11 protein-coding genes and 1 pseudogene are annotated in these 14686 nt (G+C 65.7%); 2 read left to right on the top strand and 10 right to left on the bottom strand.

Annotated elements, in window-relative coordinates; all coding sequences use genetic code 11:
• Positions 1 to 9: 9 nt before the first annotated feature.
• The 4 genes from narH to IB258_RS02010 form a co-directional block, all read right to left on the bottom strand.
• Complete coding sequence (gene narH / locus IB258_RS02025; protein WP_175160663.1) at positions 10 to 1575, bottom strand: nitrate reductase subunit beta; 1566 nt, start codon at positions 1573 to 1575, stop codon at positions 10 to 12.
• Entirely contained in the window at positions 1572 to 5312 is a 3741-nt protein-coding gene (locus IB258_RS02020; protein WP_175213289.1) for a nitrate reductase subunit alpha, read from the bottom strand. Before IB258_RS02020 ends, narH begins: the two co-directional genes overlap by 4 nt.
• 154 nt (positions 5313 to 5466) lie before the next feature.
• Positions 5467 to 6855: a NarK family nitrate/nitrite MFS transporter gene (locus tag IB258_RS02015; RefSeq protein ID WP_054454746.1), complete on the bottom strand. Its 1389-nt coding sequence runs from the start codon at positions 6853 to 6855 to the stop codon at positions 5467 to 5469.
• Between the two features lie 10 nt (positions 6856 to 6865).
• Positions 6866 to 8143 carry a nitrate/nitrite transporter gene (locus IB258_RS02010; RefSeq protein ID WP_054454748.1) on the bottom strand — a complete coding sequence of 426 codons (1278 nt, stop codon included), beginning with the start codon at positions 8141 to 8143 and terminating at the stop codon, positions 6866 to 6868.
• A gap of 234 nt (positions 8144 to 8377) precedes the next feature.
• On the opposite strand from IB258_RS02010, the gene IB258_RS02005 reads away from it, so the two are divergent.
• Positions 8378 to 9628, top strand: coding sequence for an NnrS family protein (locus IB258_RS02005; RefSeq protein WP_192352045.1), 1251 nt, complete (start codon positions 8378 to 8380; stop codon positions 9626 to 9628).
• Positions 9629 to 9631: 3 nt separating this feature from the next.
• On the opposite strand, the gene IB258_RS02000 is transcribed toward IB258_RS02005, so the two are convergent.
• The 5 genes from IB258_RS02000 to IB258_RS01980 form a co-directional block, all read right to left on the bottom strand.
• On the bottom strand, positions 9632 to 10462 hold the full coding sequence (locus tag IB258_RS02000; protein ID WP_175213287.1) for a hypothetical protein: 831 nt from the start codon (positions 10460 to 10462) through the stop codon (positions 9632 to 9634).
• 61 nt (positions 10463 to 10523) lie between these two features.
• Positions 10524 to 10730, bottom strand: coding sequence for a hypothetical protein (locus IB258_RS01995; RefSeq protein WP_125470364.1), 207 nt, complete (start codon positions 10728 to 10730; stop codon positions 10524 to 10526).
• 84 nt (positions 10731 to 10814) lie between these two features.
• A complete protein-coding gene (locus tag IB258_RS01990; RefSeq protein WP_119451151.1) occupies positions 10815 to 11081 on the bottom strand; it encodes a hypothetical protein in 267 nt (88 codons plus the stop codon).
• Between the two features lie 40 nt (positions 11082 to 11121).
• A complete protein-coding gene (locus IB258_RS01985) occupies positions 11122 to 12204 on the bottom strand; it encodes a flavodoxin family protein (protein ID WP_054454755.1) in 1083 nt (360 codons plus the stop codon).
• A complete protein-coding gene (locus IB258_RS01980) occupies positions 12201 to 12671 on the bottom strand; it encodes a low affinity iron permease family protein (RefSeq protein WP_082401036.1) in 471 nt (156 codons plus the stop codon). Before IB258_RS01980 ends, IB258_RS01985 begins: the two co-directional genes overlap by 4 nt.
• Before the next feature lie 116 nt (positions 12672 to 12787).
• On the opposite strand from IB258_RS01980, the gene IB258_RS01975 reads away from it, so the two are divergent.
• Positions 12788 to 13873: a calcium:proton antiporter gene (locus tag IB258_RS01975; RefSeq protein WP_054454757.1), complete on the top strand. Its 1086-nt coding sequence runs from the start codon at positions 12788 to 12790 to the stop codon at positions 13871 to 13873.
• A 22-nt stretch (positions 13874 to 13895) separates the two neighbouring features.
• Here the strand turns inward: IB258_RS01975 and IB258_RS01970 are convergent.
• Positions 13896 to 14669 (bottom strand): annotated as a pseudogene (locus tag IB258_RS01970) (FAD-dependent monooxygenase); the annotation flags it as partial.
• Positions 14670 to 14686 lie beyond the last annotated feature (17 nt).

The raw sequence follows: 14686 nt of genomic DNA, 5'->3' as shown, positions 1-14686 counted from the left end.
TCTCCTTTCCTAGACCGAGGCGGCCTTCTTGCGGGATTTCGGCATCTCGATGAAGATCTCGCTGCCCTGGGGCTTGCGTCCGAACAAGGTGCCTTCCGACACCCCGCCCGAGCAGCCGTTGCCAAAGGTGAAGCCGCAGCTGCCCTTCTCGTTGAAGCTGTCCTCGACCACTTCCTTGTGGCTGCTGGGCACCACGAAGCGGTCTTCGTAGTCGGCGATGGCCATGATCTTGTACATGTCCTGCACGGTGGCCTCCGTCAACCCGACCTGGTCCAGCAAGGCCGTGTCGCGTTCGCCGTGCACGGTCTCGGAGCGCTTGTAGGCGCGCATGGCCAGCATGCGTTCCAGCGCCTGCACCACCGGCGCTTCCTTGCCCGCGGTCAGCAGATTGGCCAGGTAGCGCACCGGGATGCGCAGGCTGGAGACGTCGGGGATCATGCCGCTCTTGCCCACCGTGCGGCGCGGCATCTGGCCGGACTCGGCAGCCGTCTGGATGGGCGACAGCGGCGGGATGTACCAGACCATGGGCAAGGTGCGGTATTCCGGATGCAGCGGGAAGGCGACGCGCCACTCCACCGCCATCTTGTAGACCGGCGACTTGCGGGCGGCTTCGAGCCACGATTCCGGGATGCCCTGTTCGCGCGCGGCGGCAATCACCTCGGGCGAATGCGGGTCCAGGAACAGGTCCAGTTGCGACTGGTACAGGTCTTGCTCGCTGGCGGTGGACGCGGCGTGCTCGATCTGGTCGGCGTCGTACAGCATCACGCCCAGGTAGCGGATGCGGCCCACGCAGGTTTCCGAGCACACCGTGGGCTGGCCGGCCTCGATGCGCGGATAGCAGAAGGTGCACTTCTCGGCCTTGCCGCTGCTCCAGTTGTAATAGATTTTCTTGTACGGGCAGCCGGAGATGCACATGCGCCAGCCGCGGCACTTGTCCTGGTCGACCAGCACGATGCCGTCGTCTTCACGCTTGTAGATGGAACCGGACGGGCAGCTGGCGACACAGGCCGGGTTCAGGCAGTGTTCGCACAGGCGCGGCAGGTACATCATGAAGGTGTTCTCGAAGGTCGAGTACATCTCCTTCTGCACGCCCTCGAACAGCGCGTCGCGGCTGCGCGCGCTGAATTCGCCGCCCAGGTCGTCTTCCCAGTTCGGGCCCCAATGGATCTTGTCCATCTTCTTGCCGGTCAGCACCGACACCGGACGCGCGGTGGGCGGCGTCTGCGACAGCGGCGCCTTCTGCAGGTGCTCGTAGTCGAAGGTGAACGGCTCGTAGTAGTCGTCGATCTGCGGCAGGTTCGGGTTGGCGAAGAGATTGGCCAGGATGCGCAGCTTGCCGCCCTGGCGCGGTTCCAGCTTGCCGGCGGCGGTGCGCTTCCAGCCGCCCTTCCACTTTTCCTGGTTCTCCCATTCCTTGGGATAGCCGATGCCGGGCTTGGTTTCCACGTTGTTGAACCAGGCGTACTCGACGCCGTCGCGGCTGGTCCAGACGTTCTTGCAGGTGACCGAGCAAGTGTGGCAGCCGATGCACTTGTCCAGGTTCAGCACCATGCCGATTTGGGCGCGTATCCTCATGATTGCTTCTCTTCTTGTTGCGTTTCAACCAGCGGACCTTCCAGCCAGTCCACCTTCTTCATCTTGCGCAGCACCACGAATTCGTCGCGGTTGGCGCCCACCGTGCCGTAGTAGTTGAAGCCGTAGGCCTGCTGGGCATAGCCGCCGATCATGTGCGTGGGCTTGAGCACCGTGCGCGTGACCGAGTTATGGATGCCGCCGCGCTTGCCGCTGGTTTCGGCGCCCGGCACGTTCACGATCTTTTCCTGTGCGTGGTACATCAGGCACATGCCCACCGGCACGCGCTGGCTGACCACCACCCGCGCCGTCAGCGTGCCGTTCACGTTGAAGACTTCGACCCAGTCGTTGTCGACCAGCCCGGCCTGCTTGGCCTCGGCTTCCGAAATCCACACGTGAGGACCGCCGCGGCTCAGCGTCAGCATGCGCAGGTTGTCCGAGTACGTGCTGTGGATGCCCCACTTCTGGTGCGGCGTCAGCCAGTTCAGGACCAATTCCTTCTCGCCGTTCGGGTAGCGGCCCAGCATGGGCGCGACCGTCTTGGTGTCGATGGCCGGCTTGTACACGCAGGAGCCTTCGCCAAAGTCCAGCATCCAGCGATGGTCCTGGTAGAACTGCTGGCGGCCGGTCAGCGTGCGCCATGGGATCAGCTCGTGCACGTTGGTATAGCCGGCGTTGTAGCTGACCTCTTCGCTTTCCAGGCCCGACCAGGTGGGTGCGGAGATGATCTTGCGCGGTTGCGCCTGGATGTCGCGGAAGCGGATCTTGTCGTGCTCGCGGCCGATGGCCAGGTGTGCGTGGTCACGCCCGGTGATCTTGCCCAGGGCTTCCCAGGCCTTGACCGACACGTGGCCGTTGGTCTCGGGCGCGAAGGTCAGGATCATCTCGGCCGCATCGATGGCGGTGTCGAGCTTGGGCCGGCCCTGGCTCACGCCCGGCTCGGTCACGGCCTCGTTGATGCCGGCCAGCTCATGCACCTCGTGCTCGGTGTTCCAGTTGATGCCCTTGCCGCCGTTGCCCAGCTTGTCCAGCAACGGCCCCACCGACGTGAACTTGCGGTAGATGTCGTTGTAGTCGCGCTCGACCACGGTCATGTTGGGCGCGGTCTTGCCGGGAACCAGGTCGCATTCGCCCAGCTTCCAGTCCTTGGGTTCGAAGGCCTGGCCCAGTTCTCCCGGGGTGTCGTGCATCAGAGGAGTCAGCACTACGTCGCGGCGCTTGCCCAGGTAGGGGCCGCCGATTTCGCTGAACTTCTTGGCCAGCAGCTTGTAGATCTCCCAGTCGGTCTTGCTTTCCCACAAGGGCTGCACGGCTTCGCTCAGCGGATGGATGAACGGGTGCATGTCCGAGGTATTGAGGTCGTCCTTTTCGTACCAGGTGGCCGTGGGCAGCACGATGTCGCCGTACAGGCAGGTGGTGCTCATGCGAAAGTCCAGCACCGTCAGCAGGTCCAGCTTGCCTTCGGCCGCGTCTTCCTGGTAGGTCACCTCGGTGGGCTTGATCGCCTCGGCTTCGTCGCCGAACACCGCGTTCTGCGTGCCCAGCAGGTACTTCAGGAAATACTCATGGCCCTTGCCGCTGGAGCCCAGGATGTTGGAGCGCCACACGAACATGTTGCGCGGGAAGTTGGCCGGATCGTCCGGGTTCTCGCACGACATGCGCAATTCGCCCGACTTGAGCTGCTCTGCGACGAATGCCACCGGATCCTTGCCCTGGCTTTCGGCCTGCGCCACCACGTCCAGCGGATTGGTGCGCAATTGCGGCGCCGACGGCAGCCAGCCCATGCGCTCGGCGCGGGCGTTCAGGTCGATCATGCTGAGGTCGCCGTAGCGGCCCCGGTCTGCCGTCGGACCCAGGATCTCCTGGACGTTCAGCTTTTCATGGCGCCACTGGCTGGTATGCGCATAGAAGAACGAGGTGCCGTTCATCTGGCGCGGCGGACGGACCCAGTCCGCGGCGAAGGCCAGCGGGGCCCAGCCGAACTGCGGACGCAGCTTTTCCTGGCCCACGTAGTGCGCCCAGCCGCCGCCACTCTTGCCCACGCAGCCGCACATCATCAGCATGTTGATGATGCCGCGGTAGATCATGTCCATGTGGTACCAGTGGTTCAGGCCGGCGCCGACGATCACCATGGACTTGCCTTCGGTGTCGTGGGCATTCTGCGCGAATTCGCGCGCCACCTGGATGACCTGCGCGCGCGGCACGCCGGTATGCTTTTCCTGCCAGGCGGGCGTGTAAGGCACGTCATCGTCATAGGAACTGGCGACGTTGCCGCCGCCCAGGCCGCGGTCCAGGCCGTAGTTGGCCATCTGCAGGTCGTACACCGTGGCCACCAGGGCTTCGCTGCCGTCGGCCAGGCGGATGCGGCGCGCCGGCACATTGCGCACCTGCAGCTCGCCATGCTCGCTGCCGAAATACGGGAAGCCCACGCCGACCACGGCGTCGGATTGGTCCAGCAGGCTCAGCGTGGGTTCGATCTCGCGGCCGCTGCCGCCGTCCTTGGACTCCAGGTTCCAGCGGCCGACCTTTTCGCCGCCGTTGACCGCGCCCTCGCCCCAGCGAAAGCCGATGCTGCCGTTGGGCGCGACCAGGTCGCCGCTCTTGGCGTCCAGCACCAGCGTCTTCCAATCGGGGTTGTTCTGTTCGCCCAGCGCGCCGTCCAGGTGCGAGGCGCGCAGGAAGTGGTCCGGCGCGTAGAAGCCGTCGCGCTCCTTCAGCTGCACCAGCATGGGCATGTCGGTGTAGCGGCGCACGTAGTCGCGGAAGTAGTCCGACGCGCCGGAGAGGTGGAATTCCTTCAGGATCACATGGCCCATGGCCATCGCCAGCGCGGCGTCGGTGCCCTGCTTGGGCGCCAGCCAGATATCGCCGAATTTGACCATTTCACCGAAGTCGCTGGACACGGCCACCGTCTTGGTGCCCTTGTAGCGGACTTCGGTGTAGAAGTGCGCGTCCGGCGTGCGGGTCTGGGGCACGTTGGAACCCCACACCATCAGGTAGGTCGAGTTGTACCAATCGGCCGATTCCGGCACGTCGGTCTGTTCGCCCCAGATCTGCGGGCTGGCGGGCGGCAGGTCGCAGTACCAGTCGTAAAAGCTCAGGCAGGCGCCGCCCAGCAGGCTGAGGTAGCGCGCGCCGGCGGCGTAGCTGACCATGGACATGGCCGGGATCGGCGAAAAGCCGATCACGCGGTCAGGGCCGAACTTCTTGATCGTCAGCGCGTTGGCGGCGGCCACGATTTCCATCGCCGTATCCCAGTCGGCGCGCACAAAGCCGCCCAGTCCGCGCACGGCCTTGTAGCGCTTGGCGCGCTTGGGATCCTGGCTGATCCATTCCCAGGCCGCGATGGGGTCCATGGTCTTGCGGGCCTCGCGCCACATTTCCATGAGGCGACCGCGGATCATCGGGTACTTCACGCGCTGCGCCGAATACACGTACCAGCTGTACGAAGCGCCTCGCGGACAGCCGCGGGGTTCATGGTTGGGCAGGTCCGGCCGCGTGCGCGGGTAGTCGGTCTGCTGGGTTTCCCAGGTGATCAGGCCGTTCTTGACGTAGACCTTCCAGGAGCAGGAGCCCGTGCAGTTCACGCCGTGCGTCGAACGCACCACCTTGTCATGCTGCCAGCGCGCGCGGTAGGCGTTTTCCCACTTGCGGTCCTCGTTGACCGTTTCGCCGTGACCGTCCGCGAAGGTGGACTTCACCCGCGACATGAACTTCAAGCGGTCCAGAAAATGGCTCATTCTCTATTCTCCAAGAGCGCCGGTCCGGCCGGCGCGTACTGCGATCAATGCTGTTGAATCCATTGTGGGCGCGGCCCGCCTGCCGGACCATTCGCCGGTGGCACAGGCCGGGCGCGGCAGAATGACTAGTCACTCCGGCCGCGTCCGTTTCGCTCTAGCAAGGCACCGGCGCATTGCGGCGGGCGTAGTACCACCAGGTGATGACCATGCAGGTGGCGTAGAAGCCGATGAAGCAATACAGGGCCGCCTGCACGCTGCCGGTCATCTCGAGCGAGGTGCCGAAGCTGCGCGGGATGAAGAAGCCGCCGTATGCGCCGATCGCGCCCGAGAAGCCCAGCACCGCGGCCGACTCCTTGGCGGCGTCCGCCTGGGCCTGCTTCTGCGCCGCGGCGCCCTTGCCTTCGGCCGCCTGCGTGCGTTCACGCAGGAAGATCACGGGAATCATGCGGAAGGTCGAACCGTTGCCCACGCCGGTCAGCGCGAACAGCACGATGAACATGGCCAGGAAGCCGTTGAAGTTGCCGGGCTGTCCGGCGACCGGCAGGAACATCACCACGCCCAGCACCGCGACGATCATCGCCGCGAAGGTGAACAGCGTGACCCGCGCGCCGCCCAGCTTGTCCGACACCCAGCCGCCGAACGGCCGCGTCAGCGAACCCACCAGCGGGCCGAGGAAGGCATAGGCCATGGGGTCGACCTGCGGGAACAGCGTCTTGGTCAGCATGGCGAAGCCGGCCGAAAAGCCGATGAAGGAACCGAAGGTGCCCACGTACAGCCAGCACATCAGCCAGTTGTGCTTGCGCTTGAAGATGACGGCCTGGTCCGCGAACGAGGCGCGGGCATCCGCGATGTCGTTCATGCCGAACCATGCGGCGATCGAGGCCAGCGCAATGGGGATCACCCAGATGAAGCCGGCGTTCTGCAGCCACAGATTCTGCTGCGCGCCATTGGCGTTGATGACCTGGGGCTCGCCGCCCGCCACGCCGAACACGCCGATGGAGATCACCACCGGCACCACGAACTGCACCAGGGACACGCCCAGGTTGCCGATACCGGCATTCAGCCCGGTGGCGAGGCCCTTCTTCTCCTTCGGAAAGAAGAAGCTGATGTTGGCCATGCTGGAACTGAAGTTGCCGCCGCCCAGGCCGCACAGCAGCGCCAGGATCAGCAGCGTCGGGAACGAAGTCGTCGGGTCGCGCAGGGCGAAGCCCATGCCCAGCGCGGGAATCAGCAGCGAAGCCGTGGAAATGGCCGTCCACTTGCGCCCGCCGAAGACAGGCACCAGGAAGGAATAGAAGATGCGCAGGGTCGCGCCCGACAGCGCGGGCAGCGCCGTCAGCCAGAACATCTGGTTCTTGGACAGCATGAAGCCGGCGCGGTCCAGATTGACCACCACCACGCTCCACAGCATCCAGATGCTGAACGCCAGCATCAGCGCCGGAATGGAGATCCAGAGATTGCGGTTGGCGACGCGGGCGCCGGTCTGCTTCCAGAAACCGGGATTATCCGGCTCCCAGCGCGCGAGGACTTGAGTGGAAGACATAGGGATACTCTCAGGAGGTGGTGGAGGGAGAGGCGGCGTGTTGCCGGGCAATGGCCGCGCTTTCCGGCCGGAAACTGAAGTGCATGAAGATGAGGGAGACGCAGACGGTGCCGTACAGCAGCATGAAGGCGCTGGAGCGGACGCCCGTCAGGTCGAGCAGGATCCCGAACATGATCGGCAGCACAAAGCCGCCCAGCCCGCCGGCCAGGCCGACGATGCCGGAAACGGCGCCGATGTTTTCGCCAAACTCGTCCGAGATGAACTTGAAGACCGAGGCCTTGCCGATGGCCATGGCGATGCCGACCACGAACAGCAGCACGGTGAAGGTGACCGGCCCGAGCGCGATGCCGAAGCTGCGCGGACCATTGGCCGTCACGATGGTGAATTCCGTCTGCGGGTAGCTCAGCAGGAAGAACGCCACCCAGCACACCCACATCACCCACCAGGTGGTCTTGTAGGCGCCGTAGCGGTCCGAGATCCAGCCGCCGACGGCGCGCAGCACGCCCCCGGGCAGGGAGAAGCAGGCTGCCAGCAGCGCCGCCAGCTTCATGTCGAAGCCGTATTCGCCGATGTAGTACTTGGTCATCCACAGCGCCAGCGCCACGTAGCCGCCGAACACCACCGAGTAGTACTGGCAATAGCGCCAGACGCGCGGGTCCTTCAGCATGGCCATCTGGGCCGACAGGCTGGCGCCGCTCTTGACGCGGTGCGCGGGGTCGGAAGAAGAGAACAGCCAGAACAGGATGGCCGTCACCAGGAGCGCCACGGCATAGACCTGGGGCACGATGACCCAGGCGCCGCCCGCCGCCGCGATCAGGGCGGGGGCCACGAACTTGGTGATGGCCGAGCCCGAGTTGCCGGCGCCGAACACGCCCATCGCCAGGCCCTGCTTGTTGCGCGGGAACCAGCGCGCCACGTAGGGCGTGCCGACCGAGAACGAGCCGCCAGTCAGGCCGACGAACAGCGCCAGCACCAGGAACTGCCAGTACTCGGTGGCGTAGGACAGCAGCCAGATCGGCACCACCGCCAGCAGCATCAGGATGAAGAACACCGGCCGGCCGCCGTAGCGGTCCGTCCAGATGCCCAGCGGCACCCGCACCAGCGAACCGGTCAGCACCGGCATGGCGGCCAGCAGGCCGAACTCGGTTTCGGACAGGCCCAGTTGCTGCTTGATGGGAATGCCCAGCACCGCAAAGATCATCCACACCGCGAAACAGATGGTGAAGGCGAATGTGCTTGAAATCAGGACCCGCATCGGCGCGCCGGCGGAAGGTTGACTTGCTGCCATGGTTACTCTCGCTTTACTCACGAAGACATGTGGCTAGCCTAGGCATGGCGGGCCTTGCGGACCATTCGCCAGCCGACCAGAAGCCCCTTGCCGATGTGACTAGTCACCCCTTTCCTGACGGCCCGGCTTGCGCTGGATCAAGCGGCCGCGCTGGCGGCAACGCGCGGGAGGCATTAATATGCATTTCAAATACACCTTTAAACGCGAAGCCGAAACGGCGCCGCGACTGCCCTCATGAGCACGCTGCTTAGCATCGAAGAACCCGCCGCTGCCCCTCCCCGTCCGCGGCCCCAATGGCGCGCCTTCACGGAAATGGGCTTCCGGCCGCTCTACCTGGCCGGCTGCTTCTGGGCGCTGGCGTCCGTGCTGCTATGGGTGCATGCGCCGGCACGCCTCACGGGCGTGTTGAACGGCATGTTCTGGCACGCGCACGAGATGCTGTGGGGCTTCGTCGCCACCATCGCGGTGGGCTTCCTGCTGACGGCGGGCGCCACTTGGACCGGCAAGAACCCCTTGCGCGGCACGCCCCTGGCCATTTTGTGCGCGGTGTGGATCGTGGCGCGCGCGGGCTATCTCGTACCCGGACGTCCGGCCTTCGTGGTGGCTGCGGCGGCGGACCTGCTGTTCTTCCTGTGGGCCGCGGGCGCGCTGGGCCGCGCCGTCGCCGTCACGCGCAACCAGCGCAACTACGGCATACCCTTCCTGCTGCTGGGCCTGGCCGCCACCAACGCGCTCTACCTCTGGGCCTCGGTCCAGGGCGACTACTTTGCGCTGATGCGCTACTTCAATGCCGGATTGCTGTGCATGGCGGTGCTGACGCTGCTGATCGCGCGCCGGGTCATCCCCTTCTTCGCCAAGCGCGCCGTGGCGGGACTGGACATCCCGCCGCACACCCGCAGCGGCCACTGGCAGCTGGGTACGGGCATCGTCGCCATCGCCTGCCTGCTTGCCGGCCAGCCGCAAGCTGCGGCGCTGGCGCTGGCCGCGACCGGCTTGATCGCCCTGGCGCAATGGATATCCTGGAAGCCCTGGGCGGTGCGCAAGGTGCCGCTGTTGTGGATCCTGTATGCGGGGTATTGCGGCCTGGGCATCGGCCTGCTGGCAGGCGCGGCGCAATTGGCCGGCTATGTGCTGCGGCCCGCCTGGCCCGCCCACGTGATCGGCGTGGCCGGATTCTCGGTGCTGATCCTGGGCATGGTCACGCGCACCGCGCTCGGCCACCAGGGCCGGCCGCTGCAGACCGACCGCAGCATGGTGTTGAGCTATGCGCTGATGATTCTGGCGGCCCTGCTGCGCCTGGCCGCCCTGCTCCCGACCGCCGCCACCATCGGCTTCCTGCATGCCTCGGCGACCGCCTGGGCGCTGGCCTTCGCGCTATACCTTTGGCGCTTCTTCCCCATGATGATCCGGCCGCGGGCCGATGCGGGCAAGACGGCCGCGCCAGTGATGAAGGTGGTGCCGGTCGCTCGGCGTCCGGCCGCCTGAGCCTCAGCCGCGCCCCTCGCGCCGGCGGGTGGCCGCCAGCTGCTGCTTCATGGCCTTGAGCCAGGCCTTGACCTGCTGCATGTCGACGAACTGCGACAGCTCGAATTCGAGTTCGCCTATGTATTCCTCGGCATCGGCGATCTCCGCGTCCAGGTCTTCCATCAGTTCGGAAGGGTCTATGGATTGCGCGGGATCGAAATGGTATTTGGCCTTGAAGCCGTCTTCCGCGGCTGCGATTTCGCCGGCCAGCTTGGCGAGCTGCGCGTCCAGCGCCTGGATGTACTGCGCGTAGCGTTCCTCATCGACGCCAGCCAGACGATCAGGACCGGCAGCGGCCAAGGCTTCGATTTCCGCCAGCGTTTCGGGCGCAGGTGCGGGACTATCGCCCGCCGCCTGGGTCAGCAGCCCTGCGGCATCGTCCTCGTCCTGTCCGTCTTCCGCGCCGGCGTCGTAGTCCGAGCCGGCATGCTTGAGATACAAGGCCTTCAGCCTGTCCGTGTCGCACTCGGCCGGCGTGCCATCCAGCACGATGGCGTCCAGCGTTTCCTGTGCCAGCTGCGCAGCGATCTCGGACGCCAGCGCGCGTTCCGCCTTGGTCAGTTCCTTCTGCTTGCAGGCATGGTCGAAGCAGGCCACCAGCTTGGCCTTCAGTTCGACCTCGACCGTCTCCAGCGGCGCCAGCACGTCTTCGTATTTCTTCTGGTATTCCGGCAGCACGGCCTGCCAGCCGCGCAGGCGGGCGCGCTGCGCTTCGAGCGTGCGCACGAGCGACTCGAATCTCTGACGTTGCGGCGTTCCGGATGCCGGCTGCGCGGCGGACGTGTTTTCTTGCATGGAGGGAACCTGGGCAGGCGGCGCCATAGGCGCCTTGAAATGATCGGAGCGCCATTTTAGGTTACCTGTCCGCCGAACCCTCGGCGGCGTTGTCCTTGGACGTCGTGTCGGCGGGCTCGATGTCCTCGTCGGGCACCTCATCGCCTTGAGCGCTGTCGTTGGCGTCATCCGGATTCTGCGCCGGCGGCCGATGGGCTGGGGTCCCGGGCGGCGGCACGGACGCCATCGTTATCGGATGCAAAGCCAACTCGAATTGGATCTGGGGCATCGCAGCACCTATCAGGAAGTGCGGCGAAATCCGCCGCAGCCCGGTATCAGCAAGCGCCATGCCACAACGCCCGCGCAAGAGGCGTCAGAACCGTGGATTCTTGCCGAACGGCACTTCCGTGTCTGTCGGCTTCTCGAACGACGCGGTATCCCCGTTCAAGTCCGCGACGTGGATCTGGGCCAGCCGCGTCGCCTCGTCTATCGCAACCTGGGCCGAGGCGAAGCGCTCCTCGACGGCTATCCGCTCCTGCGGCGCTCCCGCCGCCGGCGGCACCAGCACATAAGCGATGCTCCAGCTGCCCTGATGCTCAACCGGACGCTCGAGCTCGAAATCCCAACTGGCGTGTTCCATAGGGGCCTCCTGTCGAATCCTGCCTTCATGCTACTGCGGTTTACTTCGGCCTGGGATCGCGGATGCCCTGATCCAGTCCCTCGAATTCGCCGCGCCGCAGGCGCGGCAGGAAATTGGCCATGGCCTGCGCCACGTTGCGCACTTCCTGCTGCACCGCCTGGTCCTGGTCCAGGTCGTCGTGGCTGGTGGCATACGGGCGGTAATAGCTGATGTAGCGGTCCAGCCGCGACGCCGCGCCCGCGTCCATCAGCCCCATCCAGTCCAGCCAATCGGCCAACCCGCGCCGCTGCGCCTCGACGCCGGCCACGTCTCCATGCACCACCAGGCCGTAGGCGCGGCCGGCCAGATGCTTGGGGTATGGCCAACCGGCAAGCTCGACCTGTTTGGCTTTGAGCGGATCCTTGCCGCCAGTCAGCGTGGGATCGGGATTGCCGCCGTCGGCGCACACCAGCCTGTCTATCATCAGCTTCAAGGGGCTGGGCGATTGGTACCAGTACGTGGGCGCCACCAGGATCACGCCATGTGCCGCGACCCATTGCTCGTAGATCCCGGCCATGGCGTCGTTGGACTGCCCCAGCGAGTGGTTCGGATAGCAGCTGCATGGCCAATGGCACAGGGGCATCGCGGTCGACACGCAGCCCTTGCAGGGATGGATGCGGTACTCATATTCGGAAACCAGGCGGCTGAGATCCAACAGGTCCGTCTGCACGCCGGCCGTCTGCAGCTCATCCAGGACGAGGCGCGCCAGCCGCCAGCTCTTGGAGACCTCCCCGGGACAGGTGCCGTCATTGCGCGCGGCGCCGACGATCACCAGGACGCGAGACGGGGTGTCCGGATCGCGCTGAACTGCCTCCGCGCGCTCCAGGCGGTCGCGCGTTTCCTTCCACTCCTGGGAAAGATCGTAATCGGGATCGGCGTAGCCCTGGCCGGCTTTCACCGTGACAGGCGCCTTGCGCCCTGCTTCGTAGCCTTCCCAGGCAATCGCTTCCAGGCGCTCCAGCGCGTCGCGCTCGGCCTCGAACGCTGGATCGTAAAAGCGCCGCATGAAGCGCAGGCGGAATTCTTCCCGCGCTAGCGGGCCGTCGTACTGGCCCTTGCGGACCGTGGGCTTGATTCCGATCATGGCTGCCTCCTTTTGCGGGCCCGGCGGCGGCGTTCCTGCCTGGCGCGAGCGGTACAGGCCGCGGCCAGGGCGAGCAGCTTGTCTTCGTCCAGGCGCTCCGCGTCGACCAGCCCTTCGTCCGCGCCCTCCAGCGCAATAAGCAATTCATCAAGTTTGAGGTGCAACGCCTCGCTGTCCTTGTTCTGGCTTTGTTGAATCAGGAACACCATCAGGAACGTGACTATGGTGGTGCCGGTATTGATCACCAATTGCCACACTTCGGAATAGCCGAACGCAGGACCGGAGGCCCCCCACAGCACAACAGTGATGACCGCCAATCCGAAGGCGATGGGCGACCCCACCCACTTGGTCACATGCGCGGCAAAATGATCAAAGAAGCGCGCTACCGGATGGTCAGCACCGCCCGCGTCGGGTGCAGCCGAACGCTTCGGCGCCGGACGCCGCCTGGGTACGCGAGTGTTGAGCATGCTGGCCCCCTTGCTCCACGGGACATCCTGTTCAGCAAGTTCCGTGCCCGCCCCCGGCCAGGGAAAGAAGACATGCGGCGTGCTAGGCTGACAGGATTGCGGCCGGCGGAGCCCAGATGAAATCCATTCTGCAGTCCGAAAAGCTCCTGTTGCTGGCCTGCGCGCTGGCCGCCGCCGGCTACCTGGCCGATTCCGGCGCAAGCGGTTACGGCCGCCTTGCCAGCCTGGTCGAGACTGCCGTTTTGATCACCGCCATCCTGGCCGCTTCGCTGAGCGTCGCCCGCCACGCCGAGCGTGTCGCGCAGAAGCTTGGCGACCCTTACGGCAGCATGATCCTGACGCTATCCGCCGTGCTGGTCGAAGTCATCGTGCTGGCAATCGTGTCCACCAAGGCCCACTCACCCACCCTGGTGCGCGACAGTATCTATTCGGCCGTCATGCTGGACATCAACGGCATCCTGGGCGTAGCCGCCCTGATCGGCGGTTTCAAGCACGGCGAGCAGGCATACAACGACGATTCCGCCCGAACTTACAGCGTGATGATTCTGACCGCGGTTACGGTCTCGATGATCATTCCGGAGTTCATTCCTCAGTCGCGCTGGCGCGCGTATAGCAGTTTCACGATTGCGGCCATGCTGCTCCTGTATGGCGTGTTCCTGCGCATGCAGACTGGCCCGCACAGCTACTTCTTCAGCTACAGCTATCCGGACAAGAAAACCCGCAGGCCCCTGCCAACCTCAGGCTACCCAACCCGAGGCCAATCGGCGGCGGTCATGGCGATCGGCATCATTGCCGTGGGCGCGCTTGCCGAACTGATGTCCCATTCCCTCGATCGCAGCCTGGAAGGCATCGAAGTGCCTCCTGGCTTGGTGGCACTGATCGTGGCCGGCATTTCCGCCGCGCCGGAAATGCTGACCGCATTGCGCGCGGCGCTCGCGAACCGGATGCAATCGGTGGTCAATATCGCGCTTGGCGCTTCGTTGTCCACGGTGATACTGACCGTGCCGGCGATGGAGGCCCTGGCCTTGATCACAGGTCAGCGCATCGTCATGGCCATGACGCCGGCGCAGACATTGATGATGCTCGTCACCCTGCTGGTGGCGGCAATCAACCTCAATGACGGCCAGACCAACGCGATCGAGGGCATGACCCATTTCATCCTGTTTGGCACCTTCCTCATGCTGCTGGGACTGGGCTTGTAGCGTTCTGACCCGGCTCAGGCGTTCAGATGCGGGCCAGGCGGCCGAATCCGGCGCCGTGAACAGGCGCGCCGCTCCCGAGTCCGGGCATAGGCAATTCTTGGGCCCAACCCGCCGCCAGGGCTTGCGCAACATGCACGGGATCTGCCGTCTTGGCGTGCTCGTTGCGGATGCGGCAGGTCTGCGGGTCCATGGCGAACAGGCCGCGCGCAGATACCCGCGCCTGTTCGATCAACTGCGTGGTCTTGGGAATGCGTATCTGCGCAAATTCACTCAGAGCCGCCGCCAGGCCCGCGTCCGGGCCGTTCAGGCATCGGGCCAGGTGCCAGGCATCCTCCAGCGCCTGGCACGCGCCCTGCCCCGAGGTCGGCAGGGGCGCGTGCGCGGCGTCGCCCACCAACAGCACGTTGCCCCGGCTCCAGCTTGTCAGGGGATCGAGGTCGTGCACGGCGATCAGGCGGATGGCGTGCGCCGGCGTCGCGCGGATGATGCGCGCGACAGGGTCGGGCCATTTCCCGAACAACGCCTCGACCTCCTGGCGCAGGTCCGCCGCAGGCCCGGCCGCGGACAAGGGCCGCGCCTGCGCGCCCGCCCAGTAGACCAGGCCCGGCCGCACCGCCACGGCGCCAAAGCGCTCGCCCGCGCCCCAATAGTCCTGGATGGCGATTTCGTCGACCAGCACACCGTCCGCCTGCGCCACGCCTATCCAATTCACGAAGCCCTGATAAACCGGCGCGTTGTCTCCCGCGACGAATCGGCGCGCCACCGAATCCATGCGGCCATCGGCGCCGATGATCACGGCGCGGGTTCGGGCGC

The organism is Achromobacter sp. ACM02, from assembly GCF_014851605.1.
In the GTDB taxonomy this organism is placed as follows: Bacteria; Pseudomonadota; Gammaproteobacteria; order Burkholderiales; family Burkholderiaceae_B; genus Achromobacter; species Achromobacter aegrifaciens.
The sequence above is the reverse complement of the archived record's forward strand: the minus strand, read 5'-3'. Positions and strand labels throughout refer to the sequence as shown.